The sequence below is a fragment of the Streptomyces sp. NPDC014870 genome (assembly GCF_043081505.1).
In the GTDB taxonomy this organism is placed as follows: domain Bacteria; phylum Actinomycetota; class Actinomycetes; order Streptomycetales; family Streptomycetaceae; genus Streptomyces.
The window spans coordinates 270,700-297,593 of the sequence record NZ_JBIBWQ010000010.1; the positions used below are offsets into that span (position 1 = coordinate 270,700).

Annotated in this window: 24 protein-coding genes; 13 read left to right on the forward strand and 11 right to left on the reverse strand. The window is 74.5% G+C overall.

The features are described from left to right. The first annotated feature begins 62 nt into the window (after positions 1-62). Positions 63-674: a hypothetical protein gene (locus tag ACF09C_RS28045; protein WP_392095406.1), complete on the forward strand. Its 612-nt coding sequence runs from the start codon at positions 63-65 to the stop codon at positions 672-674. Positions 675-685: 11 nt separating this feature from the next. Here the strand turns inward: ACF09C_RS28045 and ACF09C_RS28050 are convergent, their stop codons facing one another. Beyond that, positions 686-1,414 (reverse strand): VOC family protein, encoded by a 729-nt coding sequence (locus tag ACF09C_RS28050; protein WP_392095408.1) that lies wholly within the window; start codon positions 1,412-1,414, stop codon positions 686-688. A 216-nt stretch (positions 1,415-1,630) separates the two neighbouring features. Here ACF09C_RS28050 and ACF09C_RS28055 point away from each other — a divergent pair, with 216 nt between their 5' ends. Continuing rightward, positions 1,631-2,845 carry an aromatic acid exporter family protein gene (locus ACF09C_RS28055; RefSeq protein ID WP_392095409.1) on the forward strand — a complete coding sequence of 405 codons (1,215 nt, stop codon included), beginning with the start codon at positions 1,631-1,633 and terminating at the stop codon, positions 2,843-2,845. 38 nt (positions 2,846-2,883) lie between these two features. Here ACF09C_RS28055 and ACF09C_RS28060 read toward each other — a convergent pair whose 3' ends face one another. Then, the gene (locus ACF09C_RS28060; RefSeq protein WP_362420788.1) at positions 2,884-3,075 is read right to left on the reverse strand and encodes a hypothetical protein; all 192 of its coding nucleotides are present in this window, start codon (positions 3,073-3,075) and stop codon (positions 2,884-2,886) included. 171 nt (positions 3,076-3,246) lie between these two features. Here ACF09C_RS28060 and ACF09C_RS28065 point away from each other — a divergent pair, with 171 nt between their 5' ends. Next, entirely contained in the window at positions 3,247-3,525 is a 279-nt protein-coding gene (locus ACF09C_RS28065) for a hypothetical protein (protein WP_392095410.1), read from the forward strand. Here ACF09C_RS28065 and ACF09C_RS28070 read toward each other — a convergent pair. The 3 genes from ACF09C_RS28070 to ACF09C_RS28080 all read right to left on the reverse strand — a co-directional run bounded on the left by ACF09C_RS28070 (position 3,519) and on the right by ACF09C_RS28080 (position 7,306). Beyond that, entirely contained in the window at positions 3,519-5,141 is a 1,623-nt protein-coding gene (locus tag ACF09C_RS28070; RefSeq protein ID WP_392095411.1) for an alpha/beta hydrolase, read from the reverse strand. The genes ACF09C_RS28065 and ACF09C_RS28070 overlap by 7 nt on opposite strands. Before the next feature lie 159 nt (positions 5,142-5,300). Further along, positions 5,301-6,641, reverse strand: a complete 1,341-nt coding sequence (locus ACF09C_RS28075; protein WP_392095412.1) for a sensor histidine kinase — start codon at positions 6,639-6,641, stop codon at positions 5,301-5,303. Beyond that, the gene (locus ACF09C_RS28080) at positions 6,638-7,306 is read right to left on the reverse strand and encodes a response regulator transcription factor (protein ID WP_392095570.1); all 669 of its coding nucleotides are present in this window, start codon (positions 7,304-7,306) and stop codon (positions 6,638-6,640) included. The genes ACF09C_RS28075 and ACF09C_RS28080 overlap by 4 nt, the downstream gene beginning before the upstream one ends. A gap of 230 nt (positions 7,307-7,536) precedes the next feature. Here ACF09C_RS28080 and ACF09C_RS28085 point away from each other — a divergent pair, with 230 nt between their 5' ends. Beyond that, positions 7,537-9,363 carry a S8 family serine peptidase gene (locus ACF09C_RS28085; protein WP_392095572.1) on the forward strand — a complete coding sequence of 609 codons (1,827 nt, stop codon included), beginning with the start codon at positions 7,537-7,539 and terminating at the stop codon, positions 9,361-9,363. A gap of 5 nt (positions 9,364-9,368) precedes the next feature. Here the strand turns inward: ACF09C_RS28085 and ACF09C_RS28090 are convergent, their stop codons facing one another. Both ACF09C_RS28090 and ACF09C_RS28095 read right to left on the reverse strand, forming a co-directional pair. Then, entirely contained in the window at positions 9,369-9,590 is a 222-nt protein-coding gene (locus tag ACF09C_RS28090) for a hypothetical protein (RefSeq protein WP_392095414.1), read from the reverse strand. A gap of 94 nt (positions 9,591-9,684) precedes the next feature. Next, positions 9,685-10,230, reverse strand: coding sequence for an EF-hand domain-containing protein (locus ACF09C_RS28095; RefSeq protein ID WP_392095415.1), 546 nt, complete (start codon positions 10,228-10,230; stop codon positions 9,685-9,687). A 107-nt stretch (positions 10,231-10,337) separates the two neighbouring features. On the opposite strand from ACF09C_RS28095, the gene ACF09C_RS28100 reads away from it, so the two are divergent. Both ACF09C_RS28100 and ACF09C_RS28105 read left to right on the forward strand, forming a co-directional pair. After that, on the forward strand, positions 10,338-11,381 hold the full coding sequence (locus ACF09C_RS28100; RefSeq protein ID WP_392095417.1) for a M28 family peptidase: 1,044 nt from the start codon (positions 10,338-10,340) through the stop codon (positions 11,379-11,381). Positions 11,382-11,468: 87 nt separating this feature from the next. Beyond that, positions 11,469-11,765 (forward strand): antibiotic biosynthesis monooxygenase, encoded by a 297-nt coding sequence (locus ACF09C_RS28105; protein WP_362010628.1) that lies wholly within the window; start codon positions 11,469-11,471, stop codon positions 11,763-11,765. Between the two features lie 32 nt (positions 11,766-11,797). On the opposite strand, the gene ACF09C_RS28110 is transcribed toward ACF09C_RS28105, so the two are convergent. Then, positions 11,798-12,259 carry an Rrf2 family transcriptional regulator gene (locus ACF09C_RS28110; RefSeq protein WP_362420815.1) on the reverse strand — a complete coding sequence of 154 codons (462 nt, stop codon included), beginning with the start codon at positions 12,257-12,259 and terminating at the stop codon, positions 11,798-11,800. Between the two features lie 180 nt (positions 12,260-12,439). On the opposite strand from ACF09C_RS28110, the gene ACF09C_RS28115 reads away from it, so the two are divergent. Then, positions 12,440-15,109 carry an FAD/NAD(P)-binding protein gene (locus tag ACF09C_RS28115; RefSeq protein ID WP_392095573.1) on the forward strand — a complete coding sequence of 890 codons (2,670 nt, stop codon included), beginning with the start codon at positions 12,440-12,442 and terminating at the stop codon, positions 15,107-15,109. On the opposite strand, the gene ACF09C_RS28120 is transcribed toward ACF09C_RS28115, so the two are convergent. Beyond that, the gene (locus tag ACF09C_RS28120) at positions 15,103-16,344 is read right to left on the reverse strand and encodes a Tm-1-like ATP-binding domain-containing protein (RefSeq protein WP_392095419.1); all 1,242 of its coding nucleotides are present in this window, start codon (positions 16,342-16,344) and stop codon (positions 15,103-15,105) included. The genes ACF09C_RS28115 and ACF09C_RS28120 overlap by 7 nt on opposite strands. A gap of 100 nt (positions 16,345-16,444) precedes the next feature. Here ACF09C_RS28120 and ACF09C_RS28125 point away from each other — a divergent pair, with 100 nt between their 5' ends. From ACF09C_RS28125 to ACF09C_RS28135, 3 genes are all read left to right on the forward strand, one after another. Further along, on the forward strand, positions 16,445-17,023 hold the full coding sequence (locus tag ACF09C_RS28125; RefSeq protein ID WP_392095420.1) for a Type-2Aa cytolytic delta-endotoxin: 579 nt from the start codon (positions 16,445-16,447) through the stop codon (positions 17,021-17,023). A gap of 89 nt (positions 17,024-17,112) precedes the next feature. Continuing rightward, positions 17,113-17,733, forward strand: coding sequence for an L-threonylcarbamoyladenylate synthase (locus tag ACF09C_RS28130; RefSeq protein ID WP_362420824.1), 621 nt, complete (start codon positions 17,113-17,115; stop codon positions 17,731-17,733). A gap of 29 nt (positions 17,734-17,762) precedes the next feature. Next, positions 17,763-18,392, forward strand: coding sequence for a DUF4232 domain-containing protein (locus tag ACF09C_RS28135; RefSeq protein ID WP_392095421.1), 630 nt, complete (start codon positions 17,763-17,765; stop codon positions 18,390-18,392). A gap of 45 nt (positions 18,393-18,437) precedes the next feature. On the opposite strand, the gene ACF09C_RS28140 is transcribed toward ACF09C_RS28135, so the two are convergent. Continuing rightward, a complete protein-coding gene (locus ACF09C_RS28140; RefSeq protein WP_392095422.1) occupies positions 18,438-20,099 on the reverse strand; it encodes an FAD-dependent oxidoreductase in 1,662 nt (553 codons plus the stop codon). 59 nt (positions 20,100-20,158) lie between these two features. Then, positions 20,159-21,073 (reverse strand): diiron oxygenase, encoded by a 915-nt coding sequence (locus tag ACF09C_RS28145; RefSeq protein ID WP_392095424.1) that lies wholly within the window; start codon positions 21,071-21,073, stop codon positions 20,159-20,161. A 285-nt stretch (positions 21,074-21,358) separates the two neighbouring features. Here ACF09C_RS28145 and ACF09C_RS28150 point away from each other — a divergent pair, with 285 nt between their 5' ends. From ACF09C_RS28150 to ACF09C_RS28160, 3 genes are all read left to right on the forward strand, one after another. Next, positions 21,359-24,196, forward strand: a complete 2,838-nt coding sequence (locus ACF09C_RS28150) for a hypothetical protein (RefSeq protein WP_392095425.1) — start codon at positions 21,359-21,361, stop codon at positions 24,194-24,196. 201 nt (positions 24,197-24,397) lie between these two features. Next, positions 24,398-25,195, forward strand: coding sequence for an N-formylglutamate amidohydrolase (locus tag ACF09C_RS28155; RefSeq protein WP_392095427.1), 798 nt, complete (start codon positions 24,398-24,400; stop codon positions 25,193-25,195). Positions 25,196-25,236: 41 nt separating this feature from the next. Continuing rightward, positions 25,237-26,829: a molybdopterin-dependent oxidoreductase gene (locus tag ACF09C_RS28160; protein WP_392095429.1), complete on the forward strand. Its 1,593-nt coding sequence runs from the start codon at positions 25,237-25,239 to the stop codon at positions 26,827-26,829. Positions 26,830-26,894 lie beyond the last annotated feature (65 nt).

Consider the following 26,894-nt stretch of genomic DNA (forward strand, 5'->3'; position numbering starts at 1 on the left):
GGGCAAAGCCGACATATTGATGAGCCGTGCCCCGTCTGAGATACGCCGATCCCGGAGCCCCCATGACGCCGTCGACCCTCGCCCCCGACGACCTCGACCGCGCCGCCGCCGCGCTCCACGACACCGCCGCGTGGCAGGAAATCGTCCGCCACTGGGATCTGCCGCCGGCGCCCGAACCTGGCGTGAAGAAGCCGGCGCCGGAGGAGTGGCGCCGGCTGCTCTCCGTCCCCGTCGACCAGCTCGTCGCCGCCGCGCTCGACTCGATCCCCGCGACCCCGCCGGCCGAGCGGCCGCTCCCCGGGCGGCTCGGCGCGATCCTGCCCGACCGGCTGCACGCGTGGCGCCGCCTCGGACAGCCCGACGTGCGCCCCTCCGTCCACCTCGCGCACGCCCGCCGCGTCCTGGTCGAGTGGGGCTGGCAGAACAAGCCGTACCGGCTCCGCGACGCCCGCGGCGCACGCTGCCTCTGTGGCGCCCTGCTCACCGCGCACCGCCTCGGGCACGGCAGCGCCGACACCATGAACCGCTCCGCCGCCTGGATCGTCACCGAACTGCGCGCCCAGGGCTGGTCCGGACTCATCGGCCCCTGGAACCGCGCCCCCGGGCGGACCGCCGAGCAGGCCCTCGCCCTCGTCGACGCGACGATCCGGCGCGCCGCCCACGCGGGGGAGTGACGCCCCCGGCGTCACTCCACGCTGTCGGCCACCGTGAAGAGAGCGCCGTCGGGATCGCGCAGCGTGACGCAGCGGCCGTTGCCCGAGGGCCGGACCGGCGACATGACCGTCCCGCCGAGACCGACGGCGTCCTCGACCGCCACGTCCACGTCGGGGACCCGGAAGTGCACGTGCCAGCGGGGCCTCACCTGCGGGTCGGGGGCCGCCTCCACCGCGCCGCCGTAGAGCCGCGCGACCGTGGTGCCCCCGTGGCTCAGGACGACATGGTCGTCCTCGTAGCTCACCTGACAGCACCCGGGCCGCTCACCGGCCCAGTCGAGGACCTCGGCATAGAAGATCGCCGCGTCGAACGCGTTCCTCGTCCGCAGCTCCAGCCAGGCCGGAGCGCCGCCCTTGCCGACGCTCCAGTCCGGGATGAGCTCACCCTCCCAGATGCCGAAGACGGCCCCCTCGCGGTCCGAGGCGAGCGCCGCCCGACCCGTCCCGAAGCGCAGCGGCCCCACCGCCACCGTCGCGCTGCGCTCCCGGATGCGCGCCGCCGTCACATCGGCGTCGTCGACGGCGAAGTACGGCGTCCAGGCGACGGCCACCGCCAGGCGCGGGGCCAGAGCGCCGATCCCGGCGACCGGGGCGCCGTCACGCAGCGCCACGGAGAACTCCTCACCCAGTCGGGTGGGCCGGAACTCCCAGCCGAAGACACCCCCGTAGAAGGTCTCGGCGGCGCGGAGGTCGCGGGCCATGAGAGAGACCCAACAAGGGGCGCCGGACACCGCATGGCTCGAGGTCGACACAACCTTCATCCATCCGTCGTGGACGCGTGATCGCTCTCATCCCACCGTAACCCCGGCGAGATCGCCATTCCGGCACGCCCGTCCCGAGCCGGTTCCGGCACACGTCCTCCCCTCACCGTCCGTGTCCGGCGTGCGAAGAGGCGACCGCTGCGAAAACCTGACAAGGTGAGGGACGTGCGCGCGGCGCTACGACGAGCCGGGTCCGAGCTGTGGGCGCGGCGCCGGGAACCGGCGGTCGTCCAGACCGTCCGGTCGACCGCCGCGGCCACCATCGCCTATGTCGTCGCCCTCCAGCTGAGCAGCGAACCCGCCCCACTGACCGCCCCGCTCACCGCGCTGCTCGTCGTCCAGGTCACCCTGTACTCCACGCTCACCACCGGCATCCGACGGGTCAACGCGGTGGTCGTCGGCGTCATCATCGCGATCGCGTTCAGCGCCCTGGTCGGCCTCACCTGGTGGAGCCTCGGACTGATCATCCTGGCGTCGCTGGTGGTGGGCCGCTTCGTGCGCGTCGACGAGTTCGTCCCCGAGGTCGCGATCAGCGCGATGCTCGTCCTCGGCGTCACCCAGGTCACCAACACCGCCTGGGACCGGGTCCTGGAGACCCTCATCGGCGCCGTCGTGGGCCTGCTGTTCAACACCGTCCTCGTCCCGCCGGTCTGGGTCGGCACGGCGGGCGAGTCCATCGAGGACCTCGCGCGGCGGATGCGCAGACTCCTCCTCGGACTCGGCGAGGAACTCACCACGCCCACGCCCGTCGCCCGCGCCGCCGCCCGGCTGCACGAGGCCCGCCGCCTCGACAACGACGTGGCCGACGTCGACGCGGCGCTGCGCCAGGCCGAGGACAGCCTCCGCTTCAACCCCCGGGTCAAGGAGAAGGAAGGCGTCCTGCACCGCATCGTGCTCCGCACCGGGCTGGACACCCTGGAGATCTGCGCCGTCGTCCTGCGCGTCCTGGCCAGGACGCTCACGGACCTCGCCAAGGAGCGCAAGGGGGACGTGCTCTTCCCCGAGGACCTCGCGCTGGCCCTCGAAGACCTCCTGGCCCGGATCGCCGACACCCTCGTGAGCTTCGCCTTCCTCGTCTCCACCCACGTCAGCGCGGACGCCGACGCCGCTGAGGAACGGCTCGCCGGCGAACTGCGCGCCGCCCGCGCCGTCCGCGACCACGCGGCCGAGCTGCTGCTCCTGCACGTCCAGCGTGACCCCCGCCAGTGGCAGCTGTACGGAGCGCTGCTCGCCGAGATCGACCGGATCCTCGACGAACTCGACCTCGACCACCGGGGGCGCCGCCTCATGGAAGAACTCGACCGCCACTCGCGCGAACGCGCGGAGCGGCGGCCGAGGCTGTCGGCGTTCTACGACCGACTGGGCGTGTGAGGGGTGGTGGTGGATCGGGACTCGGGAAATTCCGGCAGTCACCGCCGGTCGTTCATCAGCTCCTGAAAAGAACTCATACAGGGGGTGCAGTGACGGTCGGTCCTCTCGCGCTCCTCCAGCGGCTCCTCGTGCAGCGACTGCCCGCAGAGGGCGGTCGCCGTTCCGATGGCGGCCACGTGCCAGACGAAGACCCCGTCCCGGGGTGCTATGCCGACGTGCATTTCGTACATGGTCGTCTCCATGCTCGGCGGACGCTCTTGCCCTTCCAGTGCACCCGACCGAGGGCGGGTTGCACGCCCGGAGGGCGGCTGTTCGGGTGATGCGGCCCATGAGGCCGCGCGGGGGCCCGATGGCTACCCTGGAGCGAGGGGCGCGACGGCGGCCCGGTCGGAGGCGACCCCATGAGACGACGCCACCACTTCCACATCGACCACGCGGGGCACTCGGTCAGCGTCACGGTCCAGACCGGCCACAAGGCCGAGGTCGAGGTCCTCGTCGACGGCAAGCCCACCGGCTACGCCACGACGAGCGGCGACCGCCCGGTGACCGTGCACGTCGAACTGCCGACCGACCCGCCGACGCCGGCCTCGGTCCGGGCCACCGCGGGCCCCGGCATCCCCCGCTGCGTCCTGGAAGTGCCGGGCGCCGAACCGCAGGTCATGTCCCCTAGGCTCTACTGACAGCGCGCACCGGCGCGGACCGGCTTCAGGCCGACGAGGTACGCGTCGACGGCGTCGCCCACACAGGATCCGCCCCGGCCGTAGGCGGTGTGGCCCACCCCCTCGTACGTCAGCAGCATGCCACCCGGGAACTGCGCCGCGAGGCTCTCCGCCTCCTCGTACGGCGTCGCCGGGTCGCCGGTGGTGCCCACCACGAGGACCGGCGGCACACCCTCCGCACGGACCAGGTGCGGCTGCCCGGGGCCGGCCGGGAGGCCCTTGCAGACCATGGCGTCCAGCACGGCGGCGGTGCCGTAGGGGCCCGCGGCGTGCTGCGCGGGCGCGAGGGCGTCCCAGTACGGCTCGGCGCCCCGGGGATGCGGGGTGTCGGCGCAGTTCACGGCCAGGAGCGCGGCGCCCTCGTTGTGGGCGGGCGTGGGGTTCGGCTCGTCGGCCGGCGCGGTCCCGGCGCCGCCGCTCCCGCTGCCGCCGTCCTCGTCCTCACCGGTCTCCTCGTCGTGCGCGAGCGCGGCGAGCTTCGTGCCGTCGCCGGAGTCGGCGGCGGTCAGCGCCTCGGACAGCCCCTTCCACTGGTCCTCGGGCGTGTACATCGCCATCGACAGGGCGTCCAGCAGCATCCGCTCGTCGACCCCGGACGCGGAGCCGTCGACCGGGAGCGGTGCCCGGGCCGTCCGGGCGAAGAGCCCGTGGATCACCTGCCGTATCTCCTCCGGCGTCGCGCCGGGGCAGACACCGGCCCCGGCGATGTCCGCGCAGTGCGTGGCGTAGTCGTCGACCGCCCGGCGGAAACCGGCGGCCTGGCTCTGCGCGCGGGCGCGCCAGTCGAGCGACGGATCGATCGCTCCGTCGAGGACCAGGGCGCGGACCCGGCGCGGGAACTGCTCGGCGTACTCGGTGCCCAGGCTCGTCCCGTACGACCAGCCGACGTACGTGAGCCGGGTCTCGCCGAGCGCCGCGCGCAGTACGTCCACGTCGCGGGCCGCGTCCCGCGTCCCGACGTGCCGCAGGATGTCCCCGCTCCCCGCGACGCACGCGCCGGCCTCGGCCTCGACCATGGCCAGGACGCCCTTCCGGTCGGCTTCGGTGCGCGGGCTCAGGGGGTTCTCGTCGGCCGCCTCGGCCGCCGCCTCGCCCTCCCCCTTGCCGTCGTCGCAGGTCAGGGCTGGGGCGCTGGCGCCCACACCCCGCGGGTCGAAGGAGACGATGTCGAAGCGCGCCCGGACCTCGGCGCCGAAGGAGTCCGCGCCGCCGTCCGTGAGGCTGTCCACACCGGAGCCACCGGGACCACCGGGGTTGTAGACGAGCGACCCGATGCGACGCGCCGGGTCGGCGGTGACGGCCTTGGCGACCGGCAGCACGAAGGTGCGGCCGTCGGCCGGATCGGCGTAGTCCATCGGCACCGTGAGGCGCGCGCAGCGGAGTTCGCCGCAGTCGGTCCACGTCAGCTTCTGGGTGTAGAACGCCCGCAGCTCCGGCCGGGTGGCCGGGTCGACGGCCCCGGCGACGGGACGCCCGCGGTCGCCCGGTGCCGTGGCCGTGCAGCCCGAGAGGGCGGTGGCCGCGAGGACGGCGAGGGAGAGGGCGAGGGCAGAACGGGAACGGTGGACGCGCTTCACGGACGAGCTCCTGGCAGACCGGGTATTCGTGCGCACAGCGTCGCCTGACGATGCTGAGGATTTCGTGAGGCGGCCCGTTGCCCCCGGCCCGCGGTCGGCGACCCGCGGCTACAACCCCCTGGCCCGCGGTCGGCAACCCGCGGCTCTCCGTGCGTGCCCTCAGGACGCCGCCGCCGGCAGCCGCAGGACGAACCGGGCGCCGCCGGGACCGCCGCGCCCGGCCGGTCCGCCGGGACCGCCGCTCGCGGCCGTCAGGCTGCCGCCGTGGGCGTGGGCGACCCAGGACGCGATGGAGAGACCGAGACCGGTCGACCCCGAGCCGCTGCGGAACCGCTCGAAGAGGGCGTCCGCCACGCCCGGCGGCAGGCCAGGACCGGCGTCCGTCACCGTCACGACCCCCTCGCGCCCTTCCCGTGCGATCTCGATCCGCACCTCCGCGGGCGCGCCCGGCGCGTGGCCGTGGGTGAGGGCGTTGCCCAGCAGGTTCGCCACCGCCCGGCGCACCAGGTCGGGGTCGGCGACGACGACCGTCTCCTCTGCCCGTACCGTCACCCGGTGCCCCTCCGACGGAGCGTCCGCCACCACCGCCTCCACCAGCTGGTCGAGCCGCAGCGGCTCCCGCGCCAGGGTCTGTACGCCGGTCATCAGCCGGGCCCGGGTGAGCAGCCCGTCGACGAGTCCGCCCATGCCGTCGGCGAGCCGCATCGTGCGGCGCAGCGCCTCCGTGCTGTCCGTGTCGCCGCGCAGGGCGGTCTCCGCGAGCATCCGCAGCGAGGCCACCGGGGTCCGCAGATCGTGGGCCGCGTCGGCGAGGAACGCCTCCTGCTGCCCCAGCACTGTCAGTGCCGGGCGGATCGCCCGCCCGGACAACATGTGCCCGACCGCGGCCGACAGCACCACCAGGACCGCGCACCCGGCCGACAGCAGCCAGGTCGTACGGCGGTGCTCGGCCATGGCCTCCGTGCTCTCGTACAGCGTGACGACGGCGCCGTCCCGGCCCGTGGGGCCCTCGGCGTCGGGGGCGAAGAAGGGCTCCGCGAACAGCCGGACCGGCCGCCCGTCCACCGACCGCCCGTCGACGGCGACGACGTCCTCGTGGCGCAGCGCCGCCTCGGCCACCGCCCGGACGTCGGCGGGGCGCCCGACAAGACACGGGTCCTTCCCCGCGTGGTCGACCACCGGCCCGGTCGAGCCGTCCCTCGGCACGGACAGCACGGTCAGCTGCGGGCAGCCGGTGTCCATCGTCCCGACGAGGTCGGTGGTGTCCAGCCGGTCGTCCCCGTCGTACGCGAGCAGGCCGATCGCCTGCGTGGTGTCCAGGTTCATCGCCTGGTCGAGCTGCTCCCGCCACCGCGCGTCGTCGCTGCGCACGGCCAGGACGGCCATGGTGACGAGCCCGGCGGCGCTGGTGAGCGCGAAGAGGGCGGTGATCCGCCTGCGCAGTCGCCGTACCCGTGCCGTGGGCGTGAGCGCCCGGCCCCCGGCCGAGCGTCGGCTCACTCCCGTTCCTCGCCCGGCGCGAGCCGGTAGCCGACGCCCCGTACGGTGTGGATGAGGGGCGGCTCGCCGAGTTTGCGGCGCAGCTGGGAGACGAGCACCTCCAGGACGTTCGAGCGGGGCTCCGCCATCTCGTCCCAGCAGCTCTCGATCAGCTCGCCCCGGGAGACGGCCTGGTCCGTCCGGGCCGCCAGGACCTCCAGGACCGCGAACTCCCGCCCGGTCAGGGTCAGCAGGACCCCGCCGCGCCGGACCTGGCGGCGCGCGGTGTCGATCTCCAGGTCCCCGACGTGGTGGACCGGTGGGCGGACGACGGCCGCCCGGCGGCACAGACTGCCCACCCGGGCGACGAGTTCGGGCGCGGCGAACGGCTTGACCAGATAGTCGTCGCCGCCGCTGGCGAAGCCCCCGACCCGGTCGGCGACGGTGTCACGGGCGGTGAGGAAGAGCACGGGCACGGCACCGCCCCGGCGACGCAGCTCCGCGACGTACTCCGCCGCGTCCCCCGAGGGCAGCATCCGGTCGAAGACCGCGCAGTCGTAGGGCGTGACGAAGAGCGCCTCGTCCGCCCGCGGAAGGTCCGCGGCCTCGTCGACCGCGAACCCGGCGGCGCGCAGCGCGGCGGCCACCCCGAAACGCAGATCCTCGTCGTCCTCGACCAGCAGCACCCGCACGGCGCCCACCCTAACGAACCGCCCAACGGCGCTGAAATCCACCTCACCTGATGTGTCGTCAGGTCAACACTGTGTAACGCCAACAGGCTTGTCGGACAGAAGACTTCCTTCCGCTCCCGGCCTCTGGGATCTTGCGTCCACCCCACACATCACAGGGCCCGGCCGGCGCCACCAGCGTCACCGGGCCATCGGAGGACGCATTGTTTTCCCACATATCCAGCAGGCTGAGACTCCCGGCCACCGCGGCCACCGCCCTCGGGGCGGTCGTCGCGCTCGCCGCGCCCGTCGGAGCCGCCCCGGCCGCTCCGGCGGGTGTCCCGGAGCCCAGGTCCGCCTCGGCTGCGCCCCTGACCACCGCAGCCTCCGCCGCGTCGGCAGCAGCCGCGGCGACCCGTCAGGCCGCAGGTCCGGCCGCCCCGGCGGCCTGGGCCGCCGGCACCCGGGCCTACCTGGTCATCACCGCCCCCGGTGACACCACCGCCGTCCGCACGGCGGTCGCCAACAACGGCGGCTCGGTCTTCTCGTACTTCGACGCCATCGGCGTCGTCGTGGCGCACTCCACCTCGGGCACCTTCGCCGCGACGATGCGTACCGTCTCCGGTGTCCAGCAGGTCGGCGCCACCCGCACCTCCGACGTCCCGGCCGACGCCTACAACCCGGCGCTGCCGAGCAACCCGGCGCAGTCGGCGCCCCCGGCCACCGAGCCGGTCCGCTCGGACATGACGCAGATCAAGGCCGACCAGGCCTGGGCCGTCTCCACCGGCTCGCCCACCGTCAAGGTCGGCATCCTCGACACCGGCGTGGACGACCAGCACCAGGACCTGGCGCCGAACTTCAACGCCGCCGACTCGGTCTCCTGCGCCTACGGCAAGGCGGACACCCGGTCCGGAGCCTGGCGCGACGTGGACCAGCACGGCACCCACGTGGCCGGCACGGTCGCCGCCGCGAAGAACGGCAAGGGCGCCATCGGCGTCGCGCCGACCGTGAAGATCTCCTCGGTCCGCATCGCCGAACCGGGCTCCACGCTCTTCTTCCCCGAGAACACCATCTGCGGGCTCGTCTGGTCCGGTGACCACGGCTTCAAGGTCACCAACAACAGCTACTACACGGACCCGTGGCAGTTCAACTGCCCGAACAACCTGGACCAGGCGGCCATCCTGGAGGGTGTGGGCCGGGCCCAGAAGTACGCCGAGGGCAAGGGCTCGCTGCAGGTCGCGGCGGCCGGCAACTCCAACGTGGACCTGGCGAACAAGACCACGGACAGCTCCTCGCCCAACGACTCCACCCCGGTGACCCGGACCATCACCAACGACTGCCTGGACATCCCGGCCGAGCTGCCGGGTGTCGTCACGGTCGCGGCGAACGGCACCAACGGCTCGTCGAAGGCGTCCTTCTCCAACTTCGGACGGAACGTCATCGAGGTCTCCGCGCCCGGTGAGTCGGTCTACAGCACCGTCCCCGGCGGCAAGTACTCCTCGCTGAGCGGCACCTCCATGGCCGCCCCGCACGTCGCGGGCGTCGCGGCGCTCCTCGCGAGCGCGAACCCGGGCGACACCCCGGCCGACATCCGTACGAAGCTCGGCGTCCAGGCCACCGACCTGGCCTGCCCGTCCGACAGCCGCTGCACCGGCACCACCGCCAACAACGGCTTCTTCGGCGAGGGCCGGGTCGACGCGCTGAAGGCCGTCGGCGGCACCACCCCGCCGCCCGGCGCGTACTTCGAGAACCTCACCGACGTCGCCGTCGCCGACAACACGACCGTCGAGAGCTCGATCACCGTCAGCGGGGTCACGGGCAACGCCCCGGCCACCCTGAAGGTCGGCGTCGACATCAAGCACACGTACATCGGTGACCTGAAGGTCGACCTCGTCGCCCCCGACGGCACCGTGTACACCGTGCACAACCGGACCGGCAGCGGCACGGACAACATCGTCCAGACCTTCACCGTCAACGCCTCCGCCGAGGTCGCCAACGGCGTCTGGAAGCTCCGGGTCAACGACAACGCCAACCAGGACACCGGCAAGATCGACGCCTGGAACCTGACCTTCTAGGGGCCCTAGGCCTTCCCCGGGCGCCTTCCGCCGTCGCGGCGGGGGCGCCCGGACTCCTTGGCGGAGTAGAGGTGGTCGACCTCCGGCCGCAGATCCAGTATGTCGAGGAACTCCGCCAGCTCGGCCGCGTCGGCCGTCCGGCCGGCGACGGCCCGGCGCGCCGCGCGGCGGCGGTCTCCGGGACCCTCGGGCCCCGGCGAACCGTCGCCCGCCTCTGTGACGTCCATGCGCCGATCCGACCACACCCGGGCCCGCCGCGCACGGTCAGCACGTGCCGGGGTGTCGGCACCCGGCGCGCGGGGCCGGCACCCCGGCCGCGTGTCAGTACACGCCGAGGAAGATGCCTCCCGGGGTCTTCAGGTCGTCGTTGTGGAGATGGAACGCCCGCAGCGACCGGGCGATCTCACGCTGCGAGAGGTACGCGTCCCGGTCGAGGTCGAGCCCGGCGAAGGCCGCGGCACCCTCGTCGCCGGGGACGTCCCAGACGGCGAGATACGCGGTGAACTCCTCCCCGCTGACCCGCTTGTCGCCCTTGGTGTCCATGATCCGGAAGATCGCCGTCGCGAGGTTCTCCAGGATCTCGGGCCGGTCCGTGTCGTAGCCCACCGCGCGGTGCGCCGCGACGAACCCGTCATGGTCGAGCCGCTCCCGCCCCGGCACCGACTGGGCGAGCAGGCCCAGCCACTGCGCCCAGTACGCCCGTTCCAGGGCCTGGATCCGCGGCTCGTCCGTCGGCAGCCCGTACGCGCCGGCGTAGGCCTCCACGACGCGCCGGTGGTCGGACCAGGTGACGAATCCGTCGTTGTCGGCGTCCAGGACCGCGAAGAGGCGCCTGAGCCTGCGGGTGACGGGATCGAGCGTCGGCATGCCGGGGGATCCTTCCGGTGAGGGGTTCGTACGGAGAGGGACGGCATTACCCCCAGTGTGGTTGCCCGGACGCGCCCCCGCGCGCCGCGTGCGCGACCATCGACGCCATGGAGGCAGGCTCCGATGTGCCCGACCTCGTCCGGGAGCTGACCCGGCGGGCCGACCCGGCGCGGCTGCGGGACGACGTCGCCTTCCTCGCGGACCGCCCCCGGGGCCGGATCCACGCGCCCGAGGCCATGCTGCGCGCCGAGGCCCATGTGGCGGAGCGGCTCGCGGAGGCGGGGTGGCGCACCGAGCGGCAGCCGTTCGAGGTCCGCTGGCGCCCCGGCTGCACCGACCGCCCCGGCGGGGGACGCCTCACCCCCTTCCGGTTCCGTCTGCACCGCCGGCTCGCCGGGGCCAACCTGCTGGCCGAGCCGCCGGGCGCCGACGACGGTCCCGCCGTGCTCGTCGGCGCGCATCTGGACACCGTGGTGGGCAGCCCCGGCGCCGACGACAACGCATCCGGCGTCGCCGCCCTCCTGGAGGTCGCGCGGCTGCTCGGCGGGCTGCCCAGGACGCCCCGGGTGCGGCTCGCCTGTTTCGACATGGAGGAGCTGGGCTTCGTCGGCGCGCGCGTCGCCGCCCGCGCGGCGCGCCACGGCCGGCCCGTCTCGGGGATGCTCTGCCTGGAGTCCGTGGGCTGCTTCTCCGACCGGCCCGGGACACAGGCGGTCCCGGCGGGCTTCGGCGCGCTCTTCCGGGACGCGGCCGGAGCCGTCCGCGCCCGCGCGGGGAGGGGCGACTTCACCCTGGTCGTCCACCGGCGTTCCTCGGACGAGGCCGCCGACCTCTGGCGGCGGGCGGCCGGCGCCGCCGAACCGGCCCTGCCCGTCGTCACCCTCCGCGACCCCCGTCCCGACGGCCCCCTGGGCACCCTCGCGGGTCTCGTCGTGCCCCCGCTGAACCACCTCGGCCGCAGCGACCACGCCGCGTACTGGAACGCGGGCATCCCGGCCGTCCTGCTCACCGGCACGGCGAACTTCCGCAACCCGCACTACCACCGGCCCACCGACACTCCCGGCACCGTCGACCCCGTGCGCCTGACGGCCGTCGCCGTCGCCACCGCGGTCACCGCCGCACTCTGGCGGCCGCCCGGTCACGGCCGGTAGCCGCCTCGGAGGCGGATCCGGCGCCCCGGACCTACCGTGGTCGAAGGAGCGCCACCCGCACCGATCCCCGTTCCCGAGGAGGCCGCGATGGAGCAGCGCTTTGTCTGGGTCACCACACGCCGCATCAAGCCGGGCACCCTGCACGAGTTCGAGCGCGCCTGGCGCCCCGGCTTCGCCCCCGACGGACTGCACCGGGCGTACGCCTACTGGACCGAGGACGGCCACGAGATCACCGGCGTCTCCCTGTGGGACTCCCAGGAGGCCTGCGACGCCTGGCGCTCCTCGGAGGCCGAACGGTCCCGCCGCGAGACGATGGCCCCGTACGTCGTCGAGGAGACCGAAGCCTTCTACCAGGGCGGCGAACTCGGCCTTCCGGGTCGCTAGGGCCTTTCCCCCGGGCCGCGTCCGGCGAGTCGCTACGGATACGTCCGCACGTCGTCGGTGTACTCCTGGGCCCGGTCCCGTACCAGCTCCGGCAGCGCGCCCGAGGCCAGGTCCGCCAGGGTCGTGCCCTCCAGGACCTGGCGCAGGCTGGTCCGCACCGCGCGCCAGACGTCCGGCATGGGAGCCGCCGCGCCCCGGTACTCCAGGCCGGTCAGTTTCAGGTCACGCACGCTCACCAGAGGGCCGTCCATCGCGCGGAGCACGTCGGCGAGGGTGATCTCCGCGGCCGGCCGCGCGAGGGTGTAGCCGCCGTCCGGCCCGCGCACGCTGCGGACCAGGCGGGCCTGCCGCAACTCGCTGAGGACGACGAAGAGGAAGCGGACCGGGATGTCCTGCCGCCCGGCCACGTCCTCCGCCTTCAGCGGCCGGTCGGGGGAGCAGGCCAGCTCCGCCATGGCCCTGACCGCGTAGTCCGTTCGTGCTGAGATCCTCACCGCCTCAATGTCTCACGGCTGGCGCGAAACCGATCCGGCCGGCGGGTGAAGGGACCGTGCGCTCTTGTCGGTTCACATTGTTCATCGACATAGTGCAGTACGTCGTCGAGCAGTGCCCGCCCCGGCCGGAGGTCCCCCGTGTCCACGCACCCCACCGCGTCCCCCCGTCCGCGACCGACCGTGGCCGTCGTCGGCGCGGGCGCGGCCGGGGCACTCGTCGCCGTCCAGCTGTGCGAGACGGCCGCCCGGCGGCGGACCCCGCTCGACCTCGTCCTGATCGACCCGGCGGCCGAGGCCGGGCGCGGCACGGCGTACGCCACCGAAGTCCCCGAGCACCGGCTCAACGTCCCCGTCGGCGGCATGAGCTGCTACCCGGACGACGCCGGCCACTTCCGGCGCTGGCTCTGCCGCCACGGCGAATCCACCGTCACCGCCGCCGACTTCGCCTCCCGCCACCGCTTCGGCTCCTACCTCGCCGACACCCTCGGCCGCGCCGTCATCACGGCCCACGGCACCGTCGCCGTACGGCGCGTGCGGACCCGGGCCACCGGCTGCGCCCAGACGGCCGACGGGCGGTTCGCCCTGCGGCTCGCCGACGGCACGGCGGTCACGGCCGACAGCGTCGTCCTGGCCACCGGCCCCGCCGCGGGCACCGCCCGCTGGGCACCCGCCGAACTGCGCGGCTCCGCACGGTTCATCGACGCCCCCTGGTCACCCGGCGCCCTCGACGCCGTCGGCGCGGACGACGACGTGCTGCTCGTCGGGGCCGGGCTGACCGCCGTCGACCTCGCCCTGGTCCTCGACCGGCCCGGCCGCACCGTGCACGCCCTCTCCCGCAGCGGGCTGCTGCCCCGGCCGCACGCCGTCGCCCCACTGCCGCCCGTACCCCCGCCGCCCGGGATCACGGCCCTCCCGCTGCACCGGTTGCGCACCGCGCTCCGGCTCCACTTCGCCGCCTCGATGCGCGACCACGGCGACTGGCGCCCCGCCCTCGACGGGCTGCGGCCCGTGATCGGCGCGGTCTGGCAGGGCCTCACCGACGAGGAACGGGCCGAGTTCCTCGACCGGGACGCGACCCGCTGGAACGTCCACCGTCACCGGATGGCCCCCGCCACCGCCGAGGCGATCGCCCGGGCGCGCGCCGCCCACCGGCTGCGCGTCCACGCGGGCCGGATCACCGCGGCCCGGCCGCTCGCCGACGGCCGGATCGCTGTCGGGCTCGCCGACGGCCGGGAGTTCGACGTCGCCTGGGTCGTGGACTGCACCGGACCCGGACTCCGGCTCGACCCCTCCGCGGATCCGCTCTGGGGCGGCCTGCTCGCCGACGGACTCGCCGTCCCCGGCCCGCTCGGCATCGGCGTCGCCACCGACGCGGGCCGGCTGCGCGACGCCCGGGGCGCCACCCACCGCCCGCTGTTCACCCTCGGCGCGCCCCGGCGCGGCGAACTGTGGGAGACGACCGCGATCCCCGAGATCAGGGCGCAGGCCAGGGAGGTCGCCGAGGCCGTGCTCGCCCCGCTCACCCGCGCCCCGCAGCCCACCCGACGGCGGCCCACCGACCAGTTCGGGCTGCCGCTCTCCACCCATGCCGCCGCTGCCGCCGCCTACCGCGGCGGCCTCGGCCGGGTGATCACCGTACGGGCCAAGGCGGCCGAGGCGTTCGCCCGGGCCACCGCCCTCGACCCCGGCTTCGCCCTCGGGCACGCCGCGCTCGCCCTCCTCGGCCACGAGTGCGGAGCCGACGTCGACGTGCACCGCGAACTCGCCGACGCCCAGCGCGGCGTGGCCGAGCGCGGCGACGAGCGGGAGCGGTCGTTCGTGGACGTGGTGACCCGCCGGATCGAAGCACCGGGCGGCGACGGGGGAGCGGACGCGGACCGGGCGCTCGTCGACCACCTCGACCGCCACCCGGTCGACGCCTTCGCCCTCAGCATCGCGGTGCCCACGATCGCCTTCTCAGGGGTCGGCGACCTGGACGGGACGCTCGCCCAGCGCCTGGTGGAGCACACCGCGCCCGCCTACGACGGCCACTGGTTCCCCACCTCGCTGCTCGCCTTCCTCCGCCAGGAGCAGGGGCGTGTCGACGAGGCCGGCTTCCTCGCCACGGCGGCCCTGGCCGCCGAACCCGCCTCCGGGCACGCCGCCCACGCCATGGCCCACGTCCACTACGAGTCCGGCGCCCACCGGGCCGGCCGCGACTGGCTCGACGGCTGGATCGGCGGCCAGGGCCGGGGCGCCGTGCACCGGGCCCACTTCTCCTGGCACGTGGCGCTGCACGAACTCGCCCTGGACGACTCCGCCGCGGTACGCCGCCGCTGGTTCGCCCAGCTCGCGCCGCGCCAGGTGGGCGGCGTACGGGCGCTCGTCGACTCCGGGTCGCTGCTGTGGCGGGCCCGGATGACCCGGAACTGGACGGGCAGCGTCCCCGTGGAAGGCGTGCTCGACGCCGTCGCCCGCGACCTCCTCGAACGGCCCGCCACCGCCTTCACCGCCCTGCACAGCGCGGTCACCCTCACGGCGGCGGGCGACCTGGCCGCGCTCCGCCGCCTGCGCACCCACGCCGCCGGAGCGGACCCCGTCCAGCGCGAGGTCATCGCCCCGCTCTGCCACGCGCTCGAAGACGTCCTGGAGGAGCGGTGGACGGCGGCGGTCGACGGACTGCGCGGACTGCTGCCCACCCTGCGCCGGGTGGGCGGCAGCGCCGCGCAGCGCGAGGTCGTCGAGGAGACCCTGCTCCACGCCCTCCTGGAGGCGGGCCAGTGCGACGCGGCCCGACACCTCCTGGAGGAACGCCTCGACCGCCGCTCCTCGCCCCTCGACCGCCGCCGCCTGGCCGACCTCCCTCACTGACGGGGAGGCTCGTGCCCCTCGATCAGGCGGTGCAGCAGCTCCGCCGCCGCGCGGCCGAACGACGGGTCGTTCAGATGGGTGTCGAACTCCACCACGTCCACCGGGCTGCCCCGCAGCCCGTCCCTGACCGCGTCGAACACGGCCTCGTCCAGGACCGGATCGTGGTACGGCCCGCCCGGCGCGCCCAGCGTCGACAGGCCGCGCAGCGGCAGGCACACCGCCGTGGGCCCGGTCGCGGAGCGCAGCTTCAGGGCGACCCGCGCACCGAGCTCCGCGCACTCCTCGGCCGTCGTCCGCACCACCGAGATCGACGGGTTGTGCACCCGGACGTCCCGGTCGAGCACCCGCTCGGGGACGGTGTCCAGCGGTCCGAACTTCACCATGTCGAGCGCGCCCGGGCTCACCACCTGCGGGATTCCCGCGCGCCCGGCGGCCAGCAGCCGGTCGGGTCCTGCCGTCAGGATGCCGCCGCAGAGGTCGTCCGCCAGCTCGCACAGCGTCAGGTCGAGGACCCCCGCGAAGAGCCGCTGCTCCGCGAGCGACTCCAGCGTCCGGCCGCCCGCGCCGCTCGCGTGGAAGACCAGCACCTCGTAGCCGAGTTCGGTCAGCCGCGCCCGGGCCGCGTCGACGCCCGGGGTCGTCACGCCCGCCATGCTCGCGGCGACCAGCGGCCGGTCGTCCCGCACCTCGGGAGCCGCCGCCGCGGCGAAGCCGCGCGCCATGCCCGCCACCGCGTCGACGGCGTTGGCCAGTATCGGCGCCGAGACCCGGTTGACCCCGGCGATGTCGACCACGCTGTACATCAGGGTGATGTCCGCCGAGCCGACGTACGGCGCGACATCGCCCGAGGCCATCGAGGAGACCATCACCTTCGGCACCCCGAGCGGCAGCGCCCGCATCGCCCGGGTCGCGATCGACGTGCCGCCGCTGCCGCCGAGCGCGAGCACCCCGTGCAGCCGCCCCTCCGCGTGCAGCCGCCGGACGACCTCGGCCGCCCCGCGCGCCATCGCGGTCACCGCCGCGCCCCGGTCCCCTTCGCTCCGTAACCCGTCGAGATCCACGCCCGCGGCCCGAGCCACCTCGGCGCGGGAGACGTCGGCGGGTATCAGAGGGGTCCCGATCACCCCCGTGTCGACCACGAGGACATCGACCCCGCGGCGCTCCAGCCGCTCGCGCAGCCATCCGTACTCAAGACCCTTGGTGTCCAGCGTGCCCACCAGCACTACGATCGCCATCCCCGTACTGTCCGTCCAAGTCGACATGACGACAAGACTGTGGCAGCCGGACGCCAGGCGGCATACTGACCCCTCTTGATCACCCACAAGGAGGAACATCATGGCCGCAAGTTTCAAGACCGTCATAGAGGTGGGCCCGGACCATCTCGACCAGGCCCGGGCCATCGACCGGCTGTTCCAGCAGGCCATCGCGCCCGCCACCGTCAACTTCGACTTCGAGAACATCCACCGGGCCGCCGCCGCGATCCCGGACAGCTCCGTCGTGAAGATGGTGCGCGGCTGGGGGCTCCAGGAGCAGGCCCCGGTCATGGTCATGGTGCTCTCCCTCAAGGAGGCGGTGCGCCAGGCGCTGCCCGGCGAGTTCGCCGAGGCCTCGTTCTGGGACACCGTCGAGAAGGAGCTCGCCGCCGCCTTCACCGGTCTCTCCGCGCAGGAGGGCGAGCCGGGACTCTCGTACTACGAGGAAGGTCCGGACCGGACGCGTTACTACCGCGACCTGTTCTTCGCCCTCCAGGACGAGGAGACCGGGAACCACCTGTACGCGATCGCCTTCTGCATCGACGTCACCGTCGAACTGGAGAAGGCGCGGGCCGCCGCCCTCCAGCTCATGGATGTCGCGCCGTACGCGATCCGGCTCAACGCCATCGTGCTGCGGCAGGAGTTGAGCCTCGCGGTCTGAGGCCCGAGCCTCCGCTCGCCCGAACGTGCGGGGAACCGCACCGGCCCGCCGTCCCGGGCCGGACCCGCAGGGAACCTAGACTGCCCCGCATGGCGAAGTACTTCGACGTGCACCCCGAGAACCCCCAGCGGCGCACCATCGGCACCGTGGCGGACAGCATCCGCGCCGACGCGCTCATCGCGTACCCGACGGACTCCTGCTACGCGCTGGGATGCCGCATCGGCAGCCGCGACGGCATCAACCGGATCCGCTCGATCCGCGAACTCGACGACCGCCACCACTTCACCCTGGTGTGCCAGAACTTCGCGCAGCTCGGCCAGTTCGTGCAGATCGACAACGATGTGTTCCGCGCCGTGAAGGCCGCGACGCCCGGCAGCTACACCTTCATCCTGCCGGCGACGAAGGAAGTCCCGCGCCAGCTGCTGCACCCCAAGAAGAAGACCGTCGGTGTCCGGATCCCCGACCACGTCGTCACCCAGGCCCTCCTGGAGGAACTCGGCGAACCGCTGCTCTCCAGCACGCTCCTGCTGCCGGGTGAGGACGAACCGATGACCCAGGGCTGGGAGATCAAGGAGCGGCTCGACCACGTGGTGGACGCCGTCCTCGACTCCGGCGACTGCGGTACGGAACCCACGACCGTCATCGACTTCTCGGAGGGCGAGCCGGAGATCGTCCGTCGAGGGGCGGGCGACACCTCGCGCTTCGAATAGCCGCGCGGCCGCCGTGTGATGATCGCGGGATGACCGTCATATCCGCGCGGCGCGCCCCCGTCCTGCTGGCCGCCGCCCTCCTCACCGCCGGGTGCGGCCTCGGGGCCGAACTCGACCGCGAGGCCGACCCCGAGCGGACCGGGGCCCACGCGACCACCGGGGCGGACGTCGCCGCCGCGCCGCCTGCCACCCCGCCGCTCGAACCGCCCACCGCCACCGCCCCGGAAGGCTGCCCGGCCACGGGGGTGCGCGTGACGACCGGCATGGTCAACGTGGCCATGGGGCTGCGCGCGATGCCGGTGACCATCACCAACTGCGGTACGGGAGAGCAGCGCGTCGACGGCTATCCGGACGTGCGGGTCAGGGACGTCGACCGGAAGCCGATGGACGTCACCGTCCTCAAGGGGACGGGCCCGATCGCCGACCTCCAGGACCCGGGGCCGCACCCCGTGACGCTGAAGCCCGGCGAGTCCGCGCGCTCCGTCTTCGCCTGGCGGTACTCGGCCGTCGACCCGGCGACCCAGCGGGGCAGCGGGGTGTACGTCGAGATCGCCCCGGCCCCGGGCGTGGCCCGCCAGACCGTCCTGCCGGAGGGCGGCCTCGACGTCGGCGAGACGGGCCTGCTCGGCACGACGGCCTGGGAGAAGGTCACGGACTGACCTGTGCCCGCCCGCCCGGTCCGCCCGGCCGGTCCGCCCGCCCGGTCAGTCCGGGCGGCGCAGCCGGGCGCGGGGACGGCGGGCCGTGGCCACCAGGGCGGCCACCGTGGTGAGTTTGACGCGCGGGCGGCCGGTCGCGCGCCCCTCGGCCCGTTCGGCGCGGTCGATCGCGGCGAGCCCGCGGGCGCCGACGACCTCGGCGCGTCCGCGCACCAGGCGCCGGAACGCCCAGGCCGAACCGGACGGGGCCGGCAGCGCGCCCGCCACGGCGTCGGCGAGGAGCGTGCCCACGGTCTCGGCGGCGCACGTCCGGTTGGCCCCGATCCCGCCCGAAGGGCCGCGCTTGATCCAGCCGACGACGTACGTCCCCGGCATCCCCGCCACCCGGCCGCGCTCGTGCGGCACGGTGCAGGTCGCCTCGTCGAAGGGCAGCCCGGGCACCGGCACGCCCCGGTAGCCGACCGCCCGCAGGACCAGTCCTGCCGGGATCTCGCGCTCGCCGGGACCCTCCGTCACCCGCGCGCCCCGCACGGCGTCCTCGCCGGTCAGGGCCACGGGCGCCGAGTGGAACCGGAGCACGATGCGCCGGTCCGGGCCCGGCGGCCGCGTCCAGTCGACGGTCTCCCGCACCACATCCCGCAGCAGCGCCGCCTTCCCGCCCGGCGCGGCGCCGTCGATCGCCGCGCCGATGCGCGGGTCGTGGTCGTCGACGACCAGGCGGACCCCGGACAGGTGGGTGAGGGCCCGCAGTTCGGAGGCCGTGTACGCGGCGTCCTCCGGGCCCCGCCGGCCGAGCAGCACCACCTCGCGCACCCGGGAGCCGCGCAGGGCCGCGAGCGCGTGGTCGGCGACGTCCGTGGCGGCCAGCTCCTCGGGGTCCCGCACGAGGATCCGGGCGACGTCGAGCGCGACGTTCCCGTTGCCGACCACGACGACCCGTTCGGCGCCGGTCAGGTCGATCGCGTCCGGGGCGGTCTCCGGGTGGGCGTTGTACCAGGAGACGAACGCCGTGGCCGGGACGCTGCCGGGCAAGTCCTCGCCCGGGACGGCGAGTCTGCGGTCGGCCGAGGCGCCGACGGCGTACACCACCGCGTCGTGGTGCGCGGCGAGTTCCTCCGCGGTGACGTCCCTGCCGACCTCGACGCCCAGCCGCAGCCGGACCCGGGGGTGGGTGTGGAAGCGGGCGAAGGTGTCCCCGACCTTCTTGGTCGAGGGGTGGTCGGGCGCCACGCCGTACCGGACGAGACCGCCCGCCACGGGGAGCCGGTCGACGAGGGTCACCTCGGCGTTGGTGTGCAGGAGCAGGTCCTCCGCCGCGTACATCCCGGCCGGCCCCGTCCCGACGACCGCGACCCGTAGGGGCGCGAAGTCCGACGGCAGGGAGCGGTCGAAGGTCGGGGCGCCCCAGGAGTGGAAGTTCGGTCCCGGCGCGGCCTCCGCCTCCAGCGGGGCACGGTCGGCGAAGTACGCGGCGTTGACGGCGGCGTAGCCGGCCTGCGCGGGGGAGAGGCTGTCCACCGGGAAGATCGCGTCCACCGGGCACGCGTCGGCGCACGCGCCGCAGTCGATGCAGGTCGCCGGGTCGATGTGGAGCATCTCGGTGCTGCCGAACTCCCGCTCCCGCGGCGTCGGACGGATGCAGTTGACGGGGCACACGGCGACACAGGTGGCGTCGTTGCAGCAGGTCTGGGTGATGGCGTAGGTCATGTCGTCGGCTCAGCTCGGGTCGATACGGCTCGGCTCGGGGTGTGGGGGGACGGCAGCGGTCAGATCAGGTGGGCGCGCCGGTAGAAGACCAGCGCGGGCCGGGTCAGCAGCCCGGCGGAGGAGAGGAACTCCATCAGGCCCGCGCAGCTCGACCGCATCAGGGACTTGTGGTGCTCGTTGGCCCGCGCCTCGGCGACGGCGCGATCGACGTCGAGGCCCGCGCTCTCGTAGACCTTCCGGCCGACCATGCTGGTGACGATGACGTACGAGGCGATGGCGATCACCAGCGCGTGGAACCGGCGGCGCACCCCGCTCGCGCCCCGCAGCCGCCTGCGGGTCTCCTCGCGGGCGAACTTCATGTGCCGGGACTCCTCCACGACATGGATGTTGTTGATCGTGCGGACGAACGGCACGACCCGCTCGTCCCGCATCCAGTCGCGCTGCATCACGTCGAGGACCTCCTCGGCGACCAGGATCGCCGCGTACGCGGCCTCGCCGAAGGCGACCGTCTTGAAGGCGCGGCCCAGTTCGATCGCGAGCCGGTGCGGCCGGTACGCGGGGGCGCCGAGCTTCGCGGCGCCGCGGGCGAACATGATCGAGTGCCGGCACTCGTCGGCGACCTCGGTGAGCGCCCACTGGAACCGGGGGTCGGTCGGGTCCTTGGCGTACATGTCGCGCAGCACCATCTGCTGCAGGATCATCTCGAACCAGATCCCGGTGCTGGCCACCGACGCGGCCTCCTGGCGCGTCAGCTCCTTGCGCTGCGCCTCGGTCAACTCGCTCCAGTACGCGGTGCCGTAGAGGGTGCTCCACTCCGGGCTCGCGCCGTGGAACTCCTTGTCCAGCGGGGTGTCCCAGTCCACCTCGGTGGCCGGGTCGTAGGAGAGCTGGGCGGCCGAGTCCAGGAGCCGGCGGGCGACCTCCTGTTCGGCCTGCCGGTCCTCGCGCTCCGGGCGGACGGTGCTGCGGGCCATGTGCGGCTCCTTGGTCGAGACGGCGAACGTCTTGTTAGACGCGGCATCTAGCAAGCTGTTAGACGGAACGTATAACAAGCGGGTCCGGCGGGCCTACCCCCGTGCGCCGATTTCCCGCCGATCTCCCCGCACCTCGTTCCTCTCCCGCCCCACGAGGCAACCCACGCACGCCGGTTGCCGTCCTCCGATCACGAGAGGGACCCGTGCCGGGACCCGAGGTGCCCAGAGGCGGCCCCGTGACGTCCCGGCGGGGTCCCGACCGGATCGATCGTGAGGAAGACCGCTTTGATACGTGTCACACGTGTGGTGACCACGGCCGTGGCCTTAGTCGCCCTGGCCGCGGCGGCACCACCGGCGGCGTTCGCCGAACCGTCCCCGGACGCCCCGTCCCGGACGGGCGCCGCGAGAGCAGCCGGCGTCGACGGAACGCTGCCGGAGGGCTGGCGGCTCACCGGCGAGGGCGCCGGCCGGGAACTCGTCTGGACGTCCACCGAACCCGTACCCATGGGCGACGCCCGCGTCGAGTTCTACGCGGGCACGAGGCTCCTCGGCCGCCCCGCACCCGCCTCCGACGGGCACGCCTTCCGGCTGAAGGCCGACGGCCTGCGCCTGGGGGCCGCCAAGGACCTGCGGGTCATGGCCGCCGGGCGCCGCCTGGACGCCGGCAACCCGGGCGACGCGGGCGCCGCGAGCGAGGCACCCCGCAGGAGGCCCACCGGCCCCGCGGGGCCGGTGGAACCGCCCCTGCCGCTCAACCCGGTCGACCCCGGCAAGCCCGGCGCCTACCACACCGTCAGCGGCGAGTACGAGCTGCCGGCCATCCGGTTGCCCGGATACACCGAGCCGATCGAGATGCGCGCCGTCGTCGTCGGACCCACCGGCGCCCCCGGCAAGCGGCCGCTCGCGCTCTTCCTGCACGGCCGCCACGGCACCTGCTACGGCCCCGCGGAGGAGGTGACCGGCGCCTGGCCCTGCGCCCCCGGCATGAAGCCGATACCCAGTCACAAGGGCTATCTGGCCGCCCAGAAGCTCCTCGCCTCCCAGGGGTATGTGACGGTCTCCGTCTCCGCGAACGGCATCAACGCCCAGGACCACGCGGCGGACGACGCCGGCGCGCAGGCCCGCTCGTCCCTCGTGCGGCAGCACCTGGGCCGCTGGGCGGACTGGTCGGCGCAGCCGTCCGGAGCCCCGGCCGCCGTCCGCGCGACCGCGCCCGCCGACCTCTCCCGCGTCCTGCTCGTGGGCCACTCCCGGGGCGGCGAGGGCGTGAACCGCGCGGCGCTCGACAGCCTGCACCGGCCCCCGGCCGACCAGGACGGAGCCCCCGGCCCGGCGCGCTGGACGATCCGAGGCAACGTCCTGATCGGCCCCACGATCTTCGGCCAGAACCCGGCCCCGGACGTGCCCTCGATGACCATGCTGCCCGGCTGCGACGGCGACGTCTCCGACCTCCAGGGCCAGATCTACGTCGACGGCACCCGTGGAGTGAGCCGTGGCACCGCGCTGCAGAGCGCGGTGTACATGGTCGGCGCCAACCACAACTACTTCAACAGCGAGTGGACCCCGGGCCAGGCGGAGGCGCCCGCCTTCGACGACTTCAACTCGGACGACTCCCAGGACCCGGTCTGCTCGCCCGGCGCGAAGACCCGGCTGACCGCGACCCAGCAGCAGACCGTCGGCGCCACCTACATCGCCGCAGCGGCCCAGCTGTTCGTCGGCGGTGACGACCGCGTCCGTCCGCTCCTCGACGGCACCGGCCGCCGCGTCGCCTCCGCCGGCCCGGCGCGCGTGCTCAGCCACGCCGTCGGCGGGCACCGCGCCCCCGGCTTCCTGCCGGGACCCGGCCTCACCGTGACCGGCGGCGGCCGGCTGTGCGCCCAGATCGATCCGGATCCGGCCCGCGCCTGCCTGCCGCAGAACGACGACGGCACGGGCGGCCGCTCCCCGCACTTCGCGTTCTGGGAGGCCTCGCCCGAACCCGGCCGCGACGCCGTCGCCCTGCGTTGGACGGGCCCGGGCGCGGGCGCCAGGACGACCGTACGAGCCGAGCGCCCGGTGTCCCTCAAGGGCTCCGGCTCGCTGGCGCTCCGCGTCATCGTGCCGCCCAACACCACGGGAACGCGCCTGGACATCGCGCTCGTCGACGCCGACGGCCGGCGGGCACCGCTCGGCCGGGCACGGGTCGACGGACTCCCGGGCACCGACCGCACCACCTCCCACTGGGGCCGTGAGGTCCGCGTCCCGCTGGCCCTCGCCTCCCGCTCCAAGCTGGACCTGACGCGGATCGCGAGCCTCGAACTGACCGCGGCCGGCGGCGCGGGCCAGGCCTGGCTGATGGACGCCTGGGGCTGGCGCCCGGGCACCCCGGCCGCCCGGCCCGGCGCGATGCCCCGTGTCGACATCGGCCGACTGACCGTGGACGAGGGCGACTCGGGCGTACGGACCTACCGCGTGCCGGTCCACGTCTCCGGCCGGGGCAGCGGCCAGGTCCGGGTGTTCACCCCGCGGCCGGGCTCGGACGAGACGACGTCCCGGATCGTCACCGTCAGGCCGGGCAGCCAGTCGATCGACGTGCCGGTCGAGGTCACGGGCAACACCCGCTTCGGCCACGACCTCTCGCGGGACATCTCCGTGAAGGCCGTGAAGGGCGTCGCCGTCGGCTCCCACCGCGGCGGGGTGACCGCGAGGAACGACGACGCGAAGCCCGCGGTCACCGTGACCCCGGTCGCCGACGACGTCACCGAGGGCAAACCGCTGACCTGGCGGATCACCCTGTCCGCGCCCGCCGACGTGGAGGTCGGCGGGGTCATCCAACTCCTGCCGGTCACCGGCGGTCCCGAACTGTCCAGCGCCGACGTCGACCCCGCCTGGCTGGAACAGTTCTTCGGCGCCGTGCCGAACCCGCCGAAGCCGCTCTCCGCGCTCGGCTGGGAGGGCGAGCCCGCGAGCGTCTGGGCGGACGTGCCCGCCGGAGAGACGAGCGTCGAGGTGTCGATCCCGACCGTCGCGGACACGGTCGACGAGCCCGCGGAGACCCTGCGGGCCCGCCTGACCACGTACGACGAGAACTGGGAGCCGCACCATGGCCCCGAGTTCACGGGCTCGGTGCGGGACGCCGCGTAACGGGATGTGACCATACGGACCGGGCGGCGCGCGCCCCGGCGCACACGCCGCCCGGTCCACAGAGAGCAGCCACCAGCGACGATCACCGGCCACAAACCACCAGCCACTAGCCACTAGCCGCCGGCCAGTAGCCACGGCCACCGCCCACCACCACCGCCCACGCAGGCCACCACCCACCCGAGCCGTACAGCGAGGACCGCCATGACCCCGTCCTTCCACCTCCTCCCCGGAGACCCCGGCTCCCCGGTCCTCCTCCATGTGCCGCACTCCTCCCGGGACGTGCCCCCGGACGTGCGCGACGGCATCGTGCTCGGCGACGAGGAACTCGCGCGCGAACTGGACCACATCACCGACGCCCACACCGCCGCCCTCGCGGACACCGCCGCGCGGGCCGCAGCCGTCACCCCCTGGCGGTTCGTCAACCTGCTCTCCCGGCTGGTCGTCGACCCCGAGCGCTTCCCCGACGAGCGTGAGGAGATGCGCGCGGTCGGCATGGGCGCGGTGTACACCCGGACCACGCACCGCGCCGTGCTGCGGCCCGACGACCTCGACGAACGACCGCTCCTGGAGGGCTACTTCACGCCCTACGCCCACGCCATGACCGCCGCCGTCGACGACCGGCTCGCCGCGGCCGGCCGTGCCGTGATCATCGACGTGCACTCGTACCCGACCGAGGCGCTGCCCTACGAGCTGCACGGCACCGGCCCCCGGCCGCCGATCTGTCTGGGCACCGACCCCTTTCACACACCTCCCGCGCTTCTCGACGCGGCACGCGAGGCGTTCGCGCCGTTCGGCGGCATCGGCACGGACAGCCCCTTCGCCGGGACCTATGTGCCGCTCGCGCACTACGGCCGGGACCCGCGCGTCACCGCCCTGATGATCGAGATCCGGCGCGACGTCTACATGGCGGAGCCCGGCGGCCCGGCCGGACCGGGTCTCGACGCGCTCGGCGTGGCCCTGGCCGCCCTGGTCGGGGAAGCGGCGGCGGCGCACGGGTGAAATCCCGCGGCATCGGTCCCCGCGTGCCGATGCTGTGAACCATGAACGCCACACGCTCCCCCCGTCGGAGCCCGACCCGCACCGACCGGCTCCTCGCCGTCGGCGGCGGACTCCTCTCCGGCTACGTCGCCCTGGCCGTCGCCGACGTCCTCGCCGGCCTGATCCGCCACGAGTCGGGCCCGGTCACGGCCGTCGGCGACGCCGTGGTCGACCGGACCCCGGCCGCCGTCGAGCAGTGGGCGATCCGTACGTTCGGGGAGAGCGACAAGGCCGTCCTCCTGCTGGGCATCGTGCTCGTCCTCGGCCTGATCGCCGCCGCCCTCGGTCTGCTCGCCCTGCGCCACCGCGCGGCCGGAGCCGCGGGCGTCCTCGGCTTCGGAGTCGTCGGCGCGCTCGCCGCCCTCACCAGGCCCGACTCCGACTCCGCGCTCGACGCCCTGCCCTCGCTCCTCGGGGCGGCGGCGGGCGCCCTCCTGCTGTACGCCCTCATCGGCCGGCTGCTCGCTTCGGAGGCCGGCGAACCGCCGCACGAGGCCGCCCGCGCCGACCGGCGGGGCTTCCTCCTCGTCGCGGCGGGCGCGGGCGTGGCCGCGACCGTCGCCGCCGCGCTCGGCCGGGCCGTGGGACCGCCCTCGGGGGAGGCCGCGACCGCCTCCCGCAGGGCCCTGCGGCTGCCCCGGCCGGTCTCCGCCGCCCCGGCCGTACCGCCGGGGGCGCAGCTCGACGTGCCCGGCATCAGCCCCTTCATCACCCCGAACAGGGACTTCTACCGGGTCGACACGGCCCTGGTCGTTCCCAAGGTCGACGCCGACGACTGGCGGCTGCGCGTCCACGGTATGGGCGTCACCCGCGAACTCTCCGTCGATCTGCGGGAGCTGATGGCCCGTGAGGTGGTCGAACGGGACATCACCCTCGCCTGTGTCTCCAACGAGGTCGGCGGCCCTTATGTCGGGAACGCCCGCTGGCTCGGCGTGCGCCTCGCGGACCTGCTCCGCCAGGCAGGGGTGCGCCCGCCGTCCGAGGGCGGACCGGCCGACCAGCTGGTCGCCCGGTCCGTGGACGGCATGACCCTGGGCACCCCCGTCGAGGACGTCATGGACGGCCGCGACGCCCTGCTCGCCTTCGGCATGAACGGCGAAGCGCTCCCCTTCGACCACGGCTTCCCCGTCCGCATGATCGTCCCCGGCCTGTACGGCTACGTCTCCGCCTGCAAGTGGATCGAGTCCCTCGAACTGACCACCTTCGACGCCTACGACGCGTACTGGGTCCCGCGCGGCTGGGCCGCCCAGGCTCCGGTGAAGACCCAGTCCAGGATCGACACCCCCCGGTCCTTCGCCCGCCCGGCGGCCGGACCGGTCATGATCGCCGGGGTCGCCTGGGCCCAGCACCGTGGGATCGCGCGGGTGGAGGTCAGGGTCGACGACGGCCCCTGGCGGGAGGCCGGGCTCGGCGCCGAGGACAGCCGGGACACCTGGCGCCAGTGGGTCCACCCCTGGCAGGCCGCGCCCGGCCGTCACACCCTGACGGTCCGGGCCACCGACGGCACCGGTGTCACCCAGCCCGAGCGCCGCACGGACACCATGCCGGACGGCGCGGCGGGCTGGCACTCGGTCGTGGTGACGGTCGAGTCCTGAGGGGCGGCGGAGCCGAGGACGGGCCCCAGGGCAAGATCGAAACACGGTCGGGTTAGCATATGAGC